Source organism: Rhodococcus sp. NPDC127593, from assembly GCF_042671975.1.
In the GTDB taxonomy this organism is placed as follows: Bacteria; Actinomycetota; Actinomycetes; order Mycobacteriales; family Mycobacteriaceae; genus Rhodococcus_F.
The window spans coordinates 17,858-33,375 of sequence record NZ_JBHXWI010000052.1 but is presented as its reverse complement, the minus strand read 5'-3'; the positions used below and the strand labels follow the sequence as shown (position 1 = coordinate 33,375).

The window sequence follows — 15,518 nt, the reverse complement described above, 5'->3', positions numbered from 1 at the left end:
TGAAACATCAATAAACGGAATTGTACCGACCGATCACCGTTGAAGGGAAAAGATTATGGACGCGGCAACGTATGAAGAATTTCGGCTCAAGACGACCACCGCTATGTGGCGCGATCTCGCGCCGTACGAACATCAGATAGAGGACGAAGAGCGCATCCCGCGCGAGGCGCTGTGGCCGAAGCTCAACGAAATGGGCGCGTTCGGTTGGATGATCCCGGAGGAGTTCGGCGGCTCGGGCCTGACTGTGGCGCAGTATCTTCCCATCATTGCGGAGCTCGCCAAGGTGCACGGTGGCATTCGCGCCATGATCCACGTCCACAACTCCATCGGGCACGCATTCTGGGAACTCGCTGACCAGCGTCAGCGGGACGAGGTACTCCCGCGCCTCACACGAGGAGAGGCGTCGGTCGCCTTTGGATTGACCGAGCCCGAACACGGCACTGGGCTCGATACAGGAACGGTCGCGCGACACGATGGAGACCAGTATGTTCTAGACGGGCAAAAGTGGCTGATCACGAACTCGGACTTCGCCAGCCACTTCATCGTCTTCGCGAAGACCGACCAAGATGGGGGAGCACGCTCGCTGAGCACCATTCTGGTCGAGCGTGACACTCCGGGGCTCACCATCGATGCGCTTCCGGAGACGATGGGATGTAAGGGCGGTGAGCATGGGATACTCCACTTCGACGGCGCGCGCGTGCCGCGCAAGAACCTTCTTGGAGAGGAAGGGACCGGCAGCGAAGGCATGGAGCGGGCACTCGAAATCAGCCGTGTCTTCGTCGCGGCCTCGTCTCTCGGCACTGCCGAGCGTTCCCTCGAACTGGCGACCGACCATGCCCTGGGCCGCGTAACGTTTGGCAAGCCGATTGCCAGCCGCCAAGCTGTGCAGCGTTACCTTGCCGAGATGGCCGTCGACATCCACGCGCTCCGGTTGATGCTCGACGATGCTGCGGCGAAGTATGATGCAGGCCAACGAATCCCCATGGAGGCCAGCATCTGCAAGCTGTTCGGACTTGAGGCCGTAGGCCGCGTGACAGATCGTGCGCTGCTGGTTCACGGTGGTATCGGCTACACTCGCAAACACGGAATCGAGAGGTTGTACCGCGACGCGCGTCTGAACTGGCTCGAAGAGGGAACGCCCACAATCCAGCAGCTTGTGATCGCGCGCGAAGTCCTCTCCAATCACGATCGTCGCGCGCGCGAACTGGAGTAAGGAGTCCTGTGAGCGACGATCAAGTCGGAGAGACGACAAAACAACGTATTTTCCGAATTGCGGCGGAGCTGTTTGCGGCGCGAGGCTTCGCGGCCACCGGAGTGGCTGAGCTGGCCGAGGCAACGGGCGTCGGCAAAGGAGCGTTGTACTACCATATCGGCAGCAAAGAGGAGCTTCTCTACGAGATCGTCAAACTCCACGTGGAGGAGGCATTGGTCTACGGCGAAGCGTTGGTGAAGGCGGAACTACCGGCAGAAGCGAAGTTGCGGCGTCTCGGTCGCCAGCAGATGCGCGTGATCGCCGACCATCTTCCGGAAGTCACCCTGTACTTCCGAGAGGAGGCAGCACTGACCGGCGAGCGCCGGGTGTCGCTAAGCCTCATCCGGAAGCGCTGGGAAGACGTGTGGAGCCGAATCCTCGAGCAGGGTGTCGAAGAGGGCGTCTTTCGAAGTGCGGATTCCATTACGGTCAAAGGAATTCTAGGCGCCTTCAATTACAGTTGGGTTTGGCTGCGACCCGACGGAGCTCTGTCGCCGGAGGAGATTGCTGACCGGCTTGTGGAAACAGTACTGCACGGACAGCTGGTTGTGCGGAACCTCCCGGTCTCGGCATCGAGCGCAGTCGGTTGAGAATGCGCACACCATCCACAGCACGACGTTCCAGCCTCGGCCGAGCTGGGATGTGGGTGGTGTGCGCGCGTCGGTTTGCTGCCGGGCCGCCTCGCGCAACGCGGTCTTGACCGCGGTAACCCGCCATCCCCGATGGCGTTGCCAAGTTGTTGTGGTAGAGCAGTTTTCGGGTGCAGCAGGGCATCATGCGGAACGGTCGGCCAGGAAGCGACGGGCTGTTCGAGGACCTGATTCCACACCTGGAATCGGTGGTGGATCAGGTGGCGGGGTGGGCGGAGATACCACTGAACGAGGCCAGAAACCGTTGCGCTGCATGTGAAAACCCGAACACCCCTGTGTTGGTCACACTCGAAAGATGAGCCCGTTGAGTGCAGGGGAGTCGGTTCGGCCGGTGCTCGCGACACTGAGCGCCCCCGCCGACCGCTGAGCTGTGGCGTATTAACTGAACTAGCGTTTCGCATCATTGCAGGTCGGAGGTCGTGCTGATGCTTTCCTCAGTGTGTGCGGCGAGACGCGGCGAGCTGATCTTGCCGGGCTTGTTGTTCCCGACTCGAGGCGGTTGATTTCGACAGGTTCCGAAGGCGAGCCGTACAGGTTGGTCGATGCGTCAGGTGAGGTAATCGATACAGCGACACTATTTTTCGAGGCACTTCACGCGTGTGACCGATCGTCGGCGACGATCCGATCGTACGGGCATGACTTGTTGCGGTGGTGGAGATTTCTGGCAGCGGTCGACGTGGGATGGGAGAGAGCCGCTCCGACGGAGGGCCGTGATTTTGCACGTTGGATGGAGATTGCGGATAAACCCAAGCCGTGAACACTGGCTGAGGCGTGGCGAAAAAGTCTCCGGCACAACACTTGTAGGTGGCAACGTGGCCGAGAGTAGACATTCGGTGGTCGACGAGGTCACCGGCAAGCCTCGGCAGGGACAGAAATTCTCCCCGGGCCACTCGCGTAGGTCTAGCGTGAGTTTCCTAGGTAGCCGAGTTTTCGTGTCGCGTCGTGCGTGTTGAGCTGGGCAAACGCGATCGGAGAGTGTATTACCTATATATGGCCTGAGTTGGCTCATTTCGTTAGTGCGTGAACTCAGGGCTCCACAATCCGGTCGAGCAGGGCCTGCGTGTCGGCCTCAACGTCGGGTGGAAACGTTTGGCGAGTCCCGTTGATCGCGATGGTCGCCGACCGTAGTGGTCTCAGCAGTTTCACGACCTTCCCGATCGCGAATCCGCTACGTTCCTGCACCACCCGCGAGACCGCCAACGCCGTGAACACCACGGTCAGGTGCGCCTCGATCGCATCACGGGTCCGGTGGAAGATCGGCCGCGCCCGCAGATGCGTCTTCGACATCCGAAACGACTGCTCCACATGCCACAACTCGTGATACTTCCCGATCACCTCACCCGGATCAATCACCGACACAGGAAGATTCGTCACATAGCCCTTCAAGCCCACGAGCATCCGCGCCCGCTCCAGCGAGGCCGTATCCAGCCGTCGGCCCTTCGCGGTCGCCTTGACGAACCGTGTCGACTTCGGGACGGTGTCACCGTCGACCACAGCACGAGCCCGCGCCTCCTGCGCGTTCAGGGTCTTCTCGTCACGAGCCGCCCGACTGCGCGAGTACTGCCACACCGCCCGCCACGCATTCGGATGCTCCGCCTGATTCCAGACGGGTTCGGCGCGTTTACGGGTGTTGTTCACCACGGAGCGACCATGCCGCGGCGTGATCGTGTCGATGATCTGCCCATCTTTGAAAACTGTACCGTTCCAATGGAAATGGGAACAGAGATCACCGGGCGCCTTCGTCACCCGTGACCCGACGATGAACTTCAGGCCCGCCCGATCCAACGCCGCCAGATTCGCCGCCGACAGCATCCCGGCGTCGGCGGCCACGACCATCTCGACGCCCTCGAGGTCGTGGCGGGCCTGGAACTGGCGCACGATCGGCACAATCGTGTGGGTTTCAGCGGCGTTGCCTTCGTAGCATCCGATTTCGAGGGGGAAGCCGGTGCGGTCGACGAGCAACCCCACCACGATCTGCGGGTCGACCCGACGTTCCTTCGAGTACCCGACTTTGCGCAGGTCATCCTCTTTTTCGGCTTCGAAGTACAAGGTCGTCACATCGTAGAGCAAAAGGCTCAGGCCGCCGGTTTCGGCAGCGTGGGCGAAGCACTGCTCGGCGATCTTGTCCCGGTACTCGCCGGTGATGACCTGCTTGAGGTGGCGTTTGATCGTGGCGTAGCTGGGCGGGTCGGCGCCGAGGTCCTGCAGGACCCGGCCGGCGTCGAGTTTCGAACCGGGTTCGACGATGCGGGCGTTCACCAGATCGCGGAACACCTCATCGTCGACGATTCCGAAGCCGAGTTGCTCGTACACGTCGGTCATCACCTGACGCAGCAGCACCGATCCGGTGGATTCGGTACGTCCCGGCGCATCGATCCTCGCGGGTTTCCCGGCGGGGTCGAGCAGTGCCTCCTGACCGGTGGGCAGGGGTTTTTCGACCGGGATCTGGGGTGTGACATCCAGATCGAGAGCCTGCTGGTCGGGTTCGAGCCATGCCCGGGCGCGTTCGAGGAGCATCCCGAGTTCGATGTCGGTGTGGGCGGAGCCGATATGTGTGACGATCTCCTGCCGGCCGTTTGCGTATCGGGCGATCTGCACGGCCGTGGCCCCGGATTTGGTGCGCACCTTCCTGACAAACGCCACCCGCCGAGCCTAAACCGATGCGATTAGTGCGTGAAATCCGCCCGATCCGAATGCGAACAAGCAGGTCACAGGCGTGAGTACCCGTTCAGGGCCGAAACGTGAGCCAACTCAGGTGGAGAGGGCGCTCGATGAACACCCTCTTTCCCGGGTCCTGACCTCGATGCCCGGCATCGGTTTCTTCGGCTGCAGCCCGGATCCTGATCGAGGTCGGCGGCGGCTCCGCATTCGCCTCCGCCGCCCATCTGGCGGCCTACGCCGGCATCGCACCGGTCACCCGAAAATCGGGCTCCTCGATCCGTGGTGAGCACCCGGCCCGCTCCGGCAACAAAAGGCTCAAACGCGCGCTGTTCCTGTCCGCGTTCTCCGCCCTCCACGACCCCACCAGTCGCGCCTACTACGACAAAAAGCGTGCCGAGAAGAAGAAGCACAACGCGGCCCTGATCTGCCTCGCCCGACGCCGCTGCGACGTTCTCTACGCCATGCTGAAAAACAGGGAACTCTACCGGGCACCACTCCCCTCAGCGGCTTGACAGGAACCATAGGGACACCCCGTTACGTTATTTACGGTCCTTCGCAGAAGGGCTACGGTCGCCAGACCCGGTATGACTCGTTGCCCCTGTCTCACGCATGATCCGGGGGGTGGTGTCGCCGGGTGTGGTGGCGTCGACGGACCGCTGATAGGGACACGGCCAACCGAAGTAGGGTAGGTCTCTTTGTAACGTGGGTGCCGGGCGTCGATGCCGGATCGGAGGCGACCGGCCGACCGGAACCCAAGGGACGACCCCCGAAATGGACTCGAACTATGCGGTGTACTGCGGCATCGACGTCGGCAAAGGTGAGCACCACGCCGTCGGACTGACCGCCGCCGGAAAGAAGATCTACGACAAGGCGTTGCCGAACGACGAAGCGAAGCTGCGGGCGGTCTTCGACCGCCTGGCCAGCCACGGATCGGTGCTGGTGGTCGTCGACCAACCCAATACGATCGGCGCCCTGCCGGTCACCGTGGCCCGCGCCTGCAGCCACGAGGTCGGCTACCTGCCCGGACTGGCGATGCGCCGCATCGCCGACCTGTACCCCGGACAGGCGAAAACCGATGCCCGAGATGCCTTCATCATCGCCGATACCGCCCGCACCATGCCGCACACCCTGCGCCGGGTCGATACCGGCGACGAGGCCCTCGCCGAACTCGAGGTCCTCGTCGGATTCGACGACGACCTTGCCGGCGAGGCCACCCGGGTCAGCAACCGCATCCGCGGCCTGCTCACCTCCATCCACCCCGCCCTCGAGCGGGTCCTCGGCCCCCGCATCGCCCATCCGGCGGTGCTCGAGGTCCTCTCCCGCTGCGGCGGGCCGGCCGGAATCCGCAAGGCCGGCAAGCGCAAACTCACCGCGATCGCGGTCAAGCACGCACCCCGCATGGGCACCCGACTTGTCGGTGAGATCCTTGCCGCCCTCGACGAGCAGACCGTGGTCGTGCCCGGCACCCAGGCCGCGGAGACCATCCTCCCCAAACTCGCCGACACCCTGAAATCCACGAAGATCGCCCGCGCCCACTCGGCGGGCTCGGCGGGCTCGGCGGGCTCGGCGGGCTCGGCGGGCGGCAGATACCGCGGCACGCCCGACTTGGCGTCGACGGTGTGCACGATGACCGTGACGGCGAACCCGGTCGCCGCGGGAAACCACTCCGCGGCCGCGACGTCGAACGGTGCGACGGTCGTGTGCACCTGCAGCTCGATGTCCGTTCCGGTGCGCGCCGCCGCTGTGATGATGTGGGGATCCGCCGATGCATCCTGTACGGCCAGGTTCGGCAGCGCCTGGTGGTCGTCGGCGCGGATGCTGCCTGGATCAGCGGACATAGGGCAAGGGTACGGGCCGCCGAAACGCGGCCCGCGGGGTGACGGCGATTAGTCCGACCGGCGCCCGATCCGGCAGAATGGGGTTTGACCTGCAGTGATGACAGGTCCCCTAACGGAAGGACTGGGCCGGTACCGGAGTGCGCGCAGGTTCGATTGGGCCGTCGCATGCGGACTCCTCCGATTTCAGCTGGTCGCGGCGGTACACGGCGCCAAGTAGCCCTGCCCTCGATTTCGCTCGAAACTGATGGATTCCATGAGTTACGCGTGCAATCCGCGAGTTTCTCGCAGATTCCGATACTTGCCGCGGCTGGGAGCACATGTCTGCACCGTTTGACGCCCCCCAGTTCGGGATTCTTCACCGGACCACCTCTACGGGAGTTCGCAGGTCGGCGAGTTCCAGTCATGGGACGACAATCGGAACGTGCCGGTGAGGGTCCTCCACCGGCACTGGGGCGTTCGGACTGAGGACCACGGAACGGAGCGCACACGCGTCATGATGATGGGTGTGCGGATCTGGATGCTGGTGGACCTCGAACCCGGATACGAGCGCCTGCACGTCGGCGACCGAATCGAAGCCACTACCGCATGGTGTCGGCCGGAGATGCTGCCGGCAGAATTGGTGAGCTGGGACGTCCCCGTGCAAGTCGAACGCGTCGCCGCGAACCTCCCCGGCGAATACGACTGGGTAGCCCACGGCAATGGACACGTCTCCGCGCTGCTCTCGGACTGGAAAGAATCAGAGGGTCCCACCGCGATCTCCGGCTGTCTGATGTACGACAGATACCTGCACCTGTTTCACCACGTTGTGCCGACGACGCGTGGTCGTATTCTTCACCGCGCCTGCATCACTCGGGACGCACACCGCATCCCGACCTCACACGGGGGCTACTCGGTGAACCCTTTGGGACCGCCTACTTTCACCGAGCACGGCGACGTTGAGTCGGACAGGACCGTGACATGGGACTGCGTCGAACTCGACACGGACGCCGAGTAGGTCATCAGGATCCGCGGCCCGGCCACTCTCGCTACGGCTGCAGGGCTGGTGCGTACGAAAGGCCTATGATCAGGCCCACGGGTGATTGGAGTCGTGCGACGGTCTGCCCCCCACGGCTGGATCGGCGCGCCGTGGATGAGGGCGAACCCCTTCTGGACCAATTCTTCAGCAGCGACCTGCACGCTGTCCGCGACCTCGATGCTCGCCTGCGGCACGGCGTAATCGAGAACCTGACCGATCACCATCCGCCGGCGTTCGGAGTTCGACGCCAGCTTGCACTCGACGACCCAAATTATACCACTTGGTATTTTTTCGGCAGCGGTCCGGTTTCGACTCCATAAAGGTCTTCAGGTTGGTTTCTAGCAAGGTTTCCATGATCGACAGACTGCTCTGTCGGTTCTTTCAAAACGGGGATACTGTTATGTATGGCTCCGCGCTCGTCCCGGAAGGGCGAAAGGCGGGGTTACTACATCTGGGAGAGGGATTCACCGTCATGGCACGTCAGCAGGAGCGCGCGCGACGCACTCGCGCTGCGCTGGTGGAGTCGGCCGCGATCGAGTTCGCCAAGCGCGGCTATGCGGCGGCGCCGGTCAACACGATCCTCGAAGGCTCGAACGCCACCAAGGGGGCGATGTACTTCCACTTCCAATCGAAGGAAGAACTCGCCCGAGCCGTCCTCCAGTCAGGAATCGAGCAGTTCTCTGCTCTGACCGATCGGTGGACGCGTCGCACGGACATCGGGCCGTTCGAAGCCCTCCACGGCTTCGTTCTCGATCTCGCGAAGCTGTTCCACTCGAGCGTCCTCGTCCGGGCCGAGTTCCGGCTGATCGTCGAACCCGAGTTCTATCCGGACGTACAGTCCGGTGGCTCGCAGGTCTGGGGGCGGACCGCGCACGAGTTCGCGATCCGCGCTCAGCGCGACGGACTGCTCCGCCCCGGCGCCGACCCCGAGAAGTTCACCCGGGTCCTGGCGGCGTCGCTCGCCGGCCAGCGGTACATGCCCGACATGGCGGCGCTGGAGGGCGACCTCGGCGAGCGGTTCACGGAATCGCTCGAAGTGATCCTCACTGCGATGGCTTCACCCGAATGGCTGGAGAACTTTGCGAGGGAAGGATGGCCGGATTCCGGCTCAGAACTGCCCGATTCGTAGTCTGACCGGGCTATTTGGGAAATTCTCGATCCGTGTCCTAAGCGACGTGAACCTGCCGTCGCACCTGGCCGCGAACGCGAGCGGTTCGCCTGACTCCGCCCTACTGGGAGCTCTTGAAGAGAGAGTTTTTCGTCGAGGAAGCCGGCACGACCTCCAGCCGCTGTAGCTCAGCACCGGCACCGGTGACGTCACCGTCAGCTTGGTCGAGTATTTGCAGGCCTTTCTCCACTGCGCGCCAGTCCGCTGACAGATCGAAATATCCCAGGAGATCAACGACCTCGGCGACCCACCGTTTCGCGCCGCGTCTGTCACGTCGCAGCTGGGCGTAGTAGGTCACCATGGCGTCGCTCACCGACTTCTTGCGCTGCCCCACTTCTCGCCCTTCCGGGCCGCCTCACTGGCCAGTTGCCACAGCTGTGCAACGTCGACGTGCCGATCCAGCACCGGTTCCCTCACACCTGGCACAGTAGCGATCCAACAGGACAGGTGATAGCGACCCTGCTGCATGTAGCCGATCCGCTAGCGGTGACAGTTCAACGCACCTTGACGGCTGTCAATAGCGTTCCGGGCGAGGATTGACGGTGTCGCTGTCCCACTGGACGCTCATCGTGGCGGACACCTCCAGCGCTTCCAGATCCGGGCAGTTGATGATCGCGTCGATACACCTCGCGGATCCACCGACGTAGGTAGCCATGAGGTCGGTGTCAGTTGCCACGCACCAGGCGCGGTCGTCCGACCACCAGAGGTTCGGTGACAGGAGGCTGCGGAAGCGGTTTCCTGCCGCCGCGATGGAATCTTTGATCAGGAACATGCCCTTGTCGTATATCTCGAGGCGGCCGGCGTTTTGGCGGACGTCATCGAGGATCGTGTGGCTTCCCATATCGCGTACCAACACTGGTCGGTGGTTGTCGTGAAGTTTGCGAGTACACCGGCGAGGGCTTCGGCAGTGGGGCGGGCGAGTTCGCCGGTGCCAGGCGCCTTATCCCACAGCCCGGGTTGCCCTGTTCTGGCCGCGGTGGCAGGAAGCAGGAACTCCCATTCCATCAGTGGATGCGCGGTGCGCCCGTTCGCCGCAGCGACTGCACGCCAGGTGACCGGTTCGACCTGGCCAGCGGATGGGCCGGTGCGTCGGTGGGCGGGGTGGAATACCCTTGCGTAGGAGTCGAATTCGGTCGGCAATACCGAACCGACGACGACGGCGCGGTGGTCTCTGGCGAATCGCTTCAGACTCTCATCTATCCATTTTCCTGCCGAAACATCTCGTTGGAAGCTGTCCGCAGTCCACATGAACAGTAGGTTCTCATGATTCCGGCGGGTGGTACTGGAATCAGACCGGGCAGTCCCGGTAATGGATCGGCTTGCGTGCGTGCGGGCCCTCGTCGGCGGTTCCGGGAGGCCGGGTGTTGCGGGTTCGGCGTAGAGCCGTGCCGCGGTCACTGGATCACCGTCACGTTCGTGCGGGTACTCCGCGGTGGCGGGGTGGCGGGGCTGTACGTCGGCGACCTTCGGGCCTTCGTGGGTTTACTGGACAGCCGGTAGCCGGTAGCGGAAGAGCGGGCGCCGGCCCATGCCCAAATGGAACCGAGTCGGCGCGGGCGCGGTGCATTGTTGCGCCAGGACGGCTAGTAGCCGATCGACGGCAGCCATGCGCCCTGCGGCTCGTTGTAGAGCCCGATCGTCATCAGCGTCGACTGCTGGACGATCTTCAGTCCAGCATCGAAGCACCAGGCCATGAGGCGGGTGTTGCGTGAGGGCACGAGGAACCCGAGGCCGGTGAACTCGTCGGCGCCGGCCAGCAGCGCGATGACGTCGTCGTCGGCCTTGCCGACCGCGTGCCAGGTGTAGCCGAAACCCGTCGCATAGCCGGTGATCTGGCCGCCACGCTCGACCACGCGGGCGGTGCCGACATTGACCCAATGCTGCAGCTCGCCGTGGCGGTCGTGGCCGTGCACCTGCCGGCAGATCTCGTCGCAGGCGGCGATCTCGTCCGGTGTCGCCGGACGCACGACTGCGCCGGGTATCGCGGACCCGCGTGGCGTTCCCTGGAAGACGGACAACAGCTCACGCACGGCGAAGCCGAGCTTGGCGTACAGGGAGAAGGACCGGTAGTTGTACGCCGTCTGTACCAGCCGCACGCCGACGACGTCGCGCTCGCGCGATCGCTGAAGCAACGCAGTCATCAACGCACGGCCCGCCCCCGCGTCCGACGCCGCCGGGTCAACGGCCACGGGTCCTATGCCGACGATCTTTCCGCGCTCGTCCTGTAAGGCGCTGCCGACGATTCGGCCGTCCCGCTCGGCAACCAGACCATAGATGCCGTCAGTGTCCAGCATCGCCTTGATCTGGAAGTCGGCGAATTCGGGCGTGCCCGCTTCGATCGGAAAGTTATGGCGCGTGGCGAGCCCCTCGAAGGCGTCGAACATGAGGTGCCCACACACCTGGGCATCGTCCGGCGTCGCCTCGCGGATCTGCAGCTCGGTCATTCACCTATTGTCGCGCGTACGCTGCCGACGGTTGTCCAAATGGCGGATCGGCGACCGGTCAACGATCGGCTACTGAACAACACCGACCAGGCACGGACGACTACCGCGCCACAGGAGCTGTTCGATGTCTCGGTCGCGCGTCCACCAGGTGCGCGATGAGTTGTACAACCGCGACGAGGAACCCAACGACTGCCAAAGGGACAGCGATAAGCAGCAGCCCCCAGAATGAGGTCCAGTTCAGCAGTCCAACGAACCCGCGGGCCGTTCATCGCTGCTACGCCGTGTTGGATCGTCGTGAACACACCCACTACGGCGGTAATCCCGTGCCGCTGGACGATCCGCTTGAGGGATCACAAACTACTCCTCACATGGGTGTCAGAGCGCCCTGATCGCCGGCGCGGCAGGGACATCGTCACGACTCGTCTCGCTTCGTAATGGCTGAGGAAATGCCAGGGAATTGAGACTGATTGCTGTGGCCATGCCGTGAGGCAAGCAACAAGTCCGCAGTTCGCAGCGTCTCAAAACGCCACCGGCCGCGAGACCCTACAGAAGCTGTAGGGAATCAGAAATCGTGGCCAAATCTCAGCCCGGATGGCCACTAGGTGGCCAATTGGCCAATCCGGTGAGATTCGGCAGGTCAGGGGCTCGAGGTGCAGCGCAACCGCTACCATGAAAAGAACCGAATCTGGCGGGAAGTGGCGGACCGATGGCGGCTTCGCCACCTGGGCCATGTCTGGAACTCTTCCTGGCCGCCACCACGGATTCTCCTTCCTCCGTTGACGGTCGCTCTGCGACGGCCCATGCCTTCGGAGCGGTCGGCAAGTGGCCCTCGGGTGAGCCCATGCCCCCCTGGGGGGTACTTCCCGCACCCTAGGAGGGGATAACGGCGTGATCACACGGGAAGAGGATTGAGCCGGGTCATCACGCCCCCGAGGACGATCAGCCTGTTCATCCTTGTCCACCTCTCAGGACCCGATCTCATGAAACCCACCGGCCTCCGTGCCACAACTCGCCCGCCCACCCTGCCCGGAGGGCAGCCGACCACCGACACGGGCGGCAGGCAGTGCCATGTCTGACCAAGGACCCGTACCGTACGAAAGTCTTACCCCGCACCTCATCCACGCGGTGACCCCGCGTCCAGGAGACTCGGTCGGGACGTGGACGTCAAATTTCCTCCTATGCGTCGCCGCCCCGGTCTGGCTCCCGTTGAGCGCGATCAACGATGGATTACACAATGCGAGCGCGGCCTACATCAACTTCGTCGCAACCAAACTTCCGTTCGCGGAGAACGACTCGAAGGCCGTCAAGGCATTGAAATTCCTGGGAGGTGTGGCCCAACCGGTCCTGATGCCGTTCGCCGCGCTGTGGTGGAAAGGCACCGGCACACCCCTGGTCGTATGGGAAATGCTCGAAAAGGCCAAGGAACACGACGAACCCGCAGTGCATGCTCCCGAGCAACCCCCGGCGCCGGCACCGACACCGAGCGGACCCGCCACCGCACCGACCGGTCCGACATCGAGCCTCGCCCCGGCCGGCGCCGGGGGACTCGGCAGCACCGCTGCCAATGCCCTCGCACCCCTCGCGGCGGTACTAACGCTCGCCGCCGGTGGCCTCGTTTGGAGCCAGCACCAAGACACGCCGACGACCAGTGGGCCGGCCCCCGTCGTCGAGCCGGTTCACGGTACCGGCAATGGAGTGAATCAGCCCGCCGCAATTCCAGGCGATCCTGGGCCCGCCTCGGCTCCCGCGGATTCTGCTCCTGCCGACCCGGCTCCTGCCGTCGAGGCGCCTCCCGCACCTCCCGCGTCGCCCGCGCACGTCCCACCGGCAGCGGATGCACCTGTGGTCCTTGCTCCTGTCGCGCCCGCTCCGGTGCCTGATGTGCCCGCCCCGGCACTCGTCGCACCCGCCCCGCCTGCCCCGATGCCCGACGCCGGACATGGTGGCAGCGATCAAACAGCTATGAGCGGGCACGATGCACCCGCGCACCCTGCGCCTCCTGCGCCTCCTGCGCCTCCCGCGCCTCCGATTGAAGCCGCGCCTGTGGCGCCGATGCCCGACGCCGGACATGGTGGCAGCGATCAAACAGCTATGAGCGGGCACGATGCACCTGCGCCCCCGGCGCCCCCGATTGAAGCTGCGCCCGTGGCCCCGATGCCTGATTCTTCACATGGCGCACCCGCTCCAACTGACTTGGGCGGATACAGTGCGGATCCCGGAACCTACACGGAACCGGGGACGACGTATGCCGATCCGGGCACGACGTTAACCGAACCGGGGACGACGTATGCCGATCCGGGCACGACCGGCGGCTACACGGATCCGGGGACGACGTTAACCGATCCGGGCACGACCGGCGGCTACACGGATCCGGGGACGACGTTAACCGATCCGGGCACGACCGGCGGCTACACGGATCCGGGGACGACGTTAACCGATCCGGGCACGACGTTAACCGAACCGGGGACGACGTATGCTGATCCGGGAACCAGCGGCGGCTACACCGATCCGGGGACGACGTTAACCGATCCGGGCACGACGTTAACCGAACCGGGGACGAGGTATGCCGATCCGGGAACCAGCGGCGGCTACACCGATCCAGCTGACGTCGGCGGATACGGTGCGGATCCCGGCACGTACACGGATCCGGGGACCAGCAGCGGCTACACCGATCTCGGACTCACCGATAGCGGCACCACTGGCTAGATCGATGTGAGCGAGTGCCGTCATGCCGTGTTGAGCACTGCAGACACGGCAAAGCCCCGGCAGCCGAGCTTGCCGGGGCTTTGTCGTCTCCGTCGGTCAGTGCCGGGAGTTCCACCAGTCCAATATCGGGGCCAGTCACGGGGTCCAGATCTGTCAGCTGCCACCGAGTCCATACGGCGGAATCGGAATCGTCGTCATCAACCTCCTGAGTCTGTATCGGCGTGAAGAGTCGGATCGCAACGCGGTGAGTGACCCCTGGTGGGAGGCCGTGAACGGCGTGCAGCGGCTCGTTTCCGGGCGGGGCGTTCGGGCACCGGTGGGTTGGGCGCGTAATCAGCCGAGGAGGCTGTCACTCGAGGCCTGCATGCGACCGCCGCCGAGGTCGCTAGTGGCAAACGACGGCCGGAGACGGGAGGGTTACACGAGAACATTGTCGATATCCTCCGAACCGTGGAAGTCCGGACAGTCAGTGCCACCGCCGGTGTTGTGACAAGTCCACGCCGACTTCTCACGTCGGCGCCCCCGGATCGCTTCGGGTTGCTGGTTCACCGATGAAACGCCTGTGAAGTTCCTCGGTGAGTACGTGAATCTGGCGAGTCAGTTCGGTGTTGGTGAGCAACTCGAGTTCCTGGGCGTGGAAGTCGTGGTCGGCCTTTGCTTGTTGGAAGGCGGATTGACGGTTTTGGCCGATCATCACGAAGGTGGACAGGAAGATCGCTTCGAGGGACACGGCGAGGGTCAAGGTGGGCCAGGGACTTCGTTCCACAAGGAGCATCCACACCGTAAACAGCGCCACATGGAGCCACACGAACTGCATCGACCCGGCGAACGTGGTGATTCGGTCAGCCAGCCGCAGCTGCAGATTGCCGCTCCGCCGCTTCGCCTCCGCTAGTACGATCGGATGGTGAACGCTGTTCCCGCGTAGCAACCGGCGTGGTATCAGTTGTGGTGTGTGCCAGTCGGTTGCCGAGCGCTTGCTGGTCATTCCAATCGTCCCTTCGGGTGATTGGCCGGATTTCGGCGGATCGGGTTCTGGCACCGCGGCTGATTGTTGATGGGGTGATCCGGCCCTCGAGTGTGATGGCGGGTGCGTTGATAGTTCTTTCCACCGTGTTGCCCATCGTGCTCTTCCCTTGTCCATCGGGTCCAGAGGCCGGGTGACCGGATCGGACGGCACTGGTAGTTGACCGCGGGCAAGGTGATGACAAATGCGGGCCTGGTGTTGTCGGCGTCTACGCCAGCCTGACCACGACCCGACGTGCTCGTCGGGGTGGGCCTGTCGCAGGTCAGATGAACGAGTAGCTGCCGGATCTCGGGTACCGTGTGCGCTCGTCCGACCGACGACTGGTCCCTTAGAATGTGGCGTTGACCTTCGGTGACGGCAGATCCCCTGGCGGAAGTGTTGGCCGCGAATGCCACACTGCCAGAATTCTTCTCGAAGCCACCGAGCGGCACAATTCTGATCATCGCCCCCGTCAGGGCAGGATTAGACCGTGAGTGACCGAACCGCAGCACACCTCGAGCGTGAACTTGCCATGCTCGCCTCCGTGCGCGACCGCCTCCGGGCCTCGGAAGGCACGGCGTCCAGACGGCGCCGCGGCAGTACAAAAGACTTCCGTATCCCGACCACCGCCGTCGACCAGGTTCTCGATGAGCTCAACGGTCTCGAACAATCGCCGTGGGATCCGGCATGATCCGTCCGTGCAGAGCCCGAGGCAATGGTCACGGATGCCCGCGGGTGGCGTTCACAGTTTGCGGTGGGTCCCGTGTTTGTTGGCGGGCGC

Annotated in this window: 12 protein-coding genes and 3 pseudogenes; 9 read left to right on the top strand and 6 right to left on the bottom strand. The window is 63.9% G+C overall.

The annotated features are described in order from the left end of the window. Positions 1-55: 55 nt before the first annotated feature. The 3 genes from ACFVJ3_RS36745 to ACFVJ3_RS36735 all read left to right on the top strand — a co-directional run bounded on the left by ACFVJ3_RS36745 (position 56) and on the right by ACFVJ3_RS36735 (position 2,659). On the top strand, positions 56-1,213 hold the full coding sequence (locus ACFVJ3_RS36745) for an acyl-CoA dehydrogenase family protein (protein WP_378456739.1): 1,158 nt from the start codon (positions 56-58) through the stop codon (positions 1,211-1,213). Positions 1,214-1,221: 8 nt separating this feature from the next. Further along, positions 1,222-1,842: a TetR/AcrR family transcriptional regulator gene (locus ACFVJ3_RS36740; RefSeq protein ID WP_378456738.1), complete on the top strand. Its 621-nt coding sequence runs from the start codon at positions 1,222-1,224 to the stop codon at positions 1,840-1,842. Positions 1,843-2,341: 499 nt separating this feature from the next. Beyond that, positions 2,342-2,659 (top strand): site-specific integrase, encoded by a 318-nt coding sequence (locus ACFVJ3_RS36735; protein WP_378456737.1) that lies wholly within the window; start codon positions 2,342-2,344, stop codon positions 2,657-2,659. Positions 2,660-2,928: 269 nt separating this feature from the next. Here the strand turns inward: ACFVJ3_RS36735 and ACFVJ3_RS36730 are convergent, their stop codons facing one another. Further along, the gene (locus ACFVJ3_RS36730) at positions 2,929-4,545 is read right to left on the bottom strand and encodes an IS1634 family transposase (protein ID WP_378456736.1); all 1,617 of its coding nucleotides are present in this window, start codon (positions 4,543-4,545) and stop codon (positions 2,929-2,931) included. A 112-nt stretch (positions 4,546-4,657) separates the two neighbouring features. On the opposite strand from ACFVJ3_RS36730, the pseudogene ACFVJ3_RS36725 reads away from it, so the two are divergent. Continuing rightward, a pseudogene (locus ACFVJ3_RS36725) lies at positions 4,658-5,075 on the top strand (transposase); the annotation flags it as partial. A 259-nt stretch (positions 5,076-5,334) separates the two neighbouring features. After that, positions 5,335-6,081 (top strand): annotated as a pseudogene (locus ACFVJ3_RS36720) (IS110 family transposase); the annotation flags it as partial. Here ACFVJ3_RS36720 and ACFVJ3_RS36715 read toward each other — a convergent pair. Beyond that, positions 6,081-6,401: pseudogene (locus ACFVJ3_RS36715) on the bottom strand (N-formylglutamate amidohydrolase); the annotation flags it as partial. The pseudogenes ACFVJ3_RS36720 and ACFVJ3_RS36715 overlap by 1 nt on opposite strands. A gap of 421 nt (positions 6,402-6,822) precedes the next feature. On the opposite strand from ACFVJ3_RS36715, the gene ACFVJ3_RS36710 reads away from it, so the two are divergent. Continuing rightward, on the top strand, positions 6,823-7,395 hold the full coding sequence (locus ACFVJ3_RS36710; protein WP_378456735.1) for a hypothetical protein: 573 nt from the start codon (positions 6,823-6,825) through the stop codon (positions 7,393-7,395). A 493-nt stretch (positions 7,396-7,888) separates the two neighbouring features. Beyond that, positions 7,889-8,545 (top strand): TetR family transcriptional regulator, encoded by a 657-nt coding sequence (locus ACFVJ3_RS36705; protein WP_378456734.1) that lies wholly within the window; start codon positions 7,889-7,891, stop codon positions 8,543-8,545. 100 nt (positions 8,546-8,645) lie between these two features. Here the strand turns inward: ACFVJ3_RS36705 and ACFVJ3_RS36700 are convergent, their stop codons facing one another. The 3 genes from ACFVJ3_RS36700 to ACFVJ3_RS36690 all read right to left on the bottom strand — a co-directional run bounded on the left by ACFVJ3_RS36700 (position 8,646) and on the right by ACFVJ3_RS36690 (position 11,028). Then, positions 8,646-8,918 (bottom strand): hypothetical protein, encoded by a 273-nt coding sequence (locus ACFVJ3_RS36700; protein ID WP_378456733.1) that lies wholly within the window; start codon positions 8,916-8,918, stop codon positions 8,646-8,648. Positions 8,919-9,098: 180 nt separating this feature from the next. Further along, a complete protein-coding gene (locus ACFVJ3_RS36695) occupies positions 9,099-9,425 on the bottom strand; it encodes a hypothetical protein (protein WP_378456732.1) in 327 nt (108 codons plus the stop codon). A gap of 742 nt (positions 9,426-10,167) precedes the next feature. Continuing rightward, positions 10,168-11,028, bottom strand: a complete 861-nt coding sequence (locus tag ACFVJ3_RS36690) for a GNAT family N-acetyltransferase (protein ID WP_378456731.1) — start codon at positions 11,026-11,028, stop codon at positions 10,168-10,170. A gap of 2,154 nt (positions 11,029-13,182) precedes the next feature. Here ACFVJ3_RS36690 and ACFVJ3_RS36685 point away from each other — a divergent pair. Continuing rightward, complete coding sequence (locus ACFVJ3_RS36685; protein ID WP_378456730.1) at positions 13,183-13,734, top strand: hypothetical protein; 552 nt, start codon at positions 13,183-13,185, stop codon at positions 13,732-13,734. 508 nt (positions 13,735-14,242) lie between these two features. On the opposite strand, the gene ACFVJ3_RS36680 is transcribed toward ACFVJ3_RS36685, so the two are convergent. Beyond that, positions 14,243-14,719, bottom strand: a complete 477-nt coding sequence (locus ACFVJ3_RS36680; RefSeq protein ID WP_378456729.1) for a DUF1003 domain-containing protein — start codon at positions 14,717-14,719, stop codon at positions 14,243-14,245. Between the two features lie 508 nt (positions 14,720-15,227). Between ACFVJ3_RS36680 and ACFVJ3_RS36675 the strand changes: the two genes are divergently transcribed. Next, on the top strand, positions 15,228-15,428 hold the full coding sequence (locus ACFVJ3_RS36675) for a hypothetical protein (protein WP_378456728.1): 201 nt from the start codon (positions 15,228-15,230) through the stop codon (positions 15,426-15,428). Positions 15,429-15,518 lie beyond the last annotated feature (90 nt).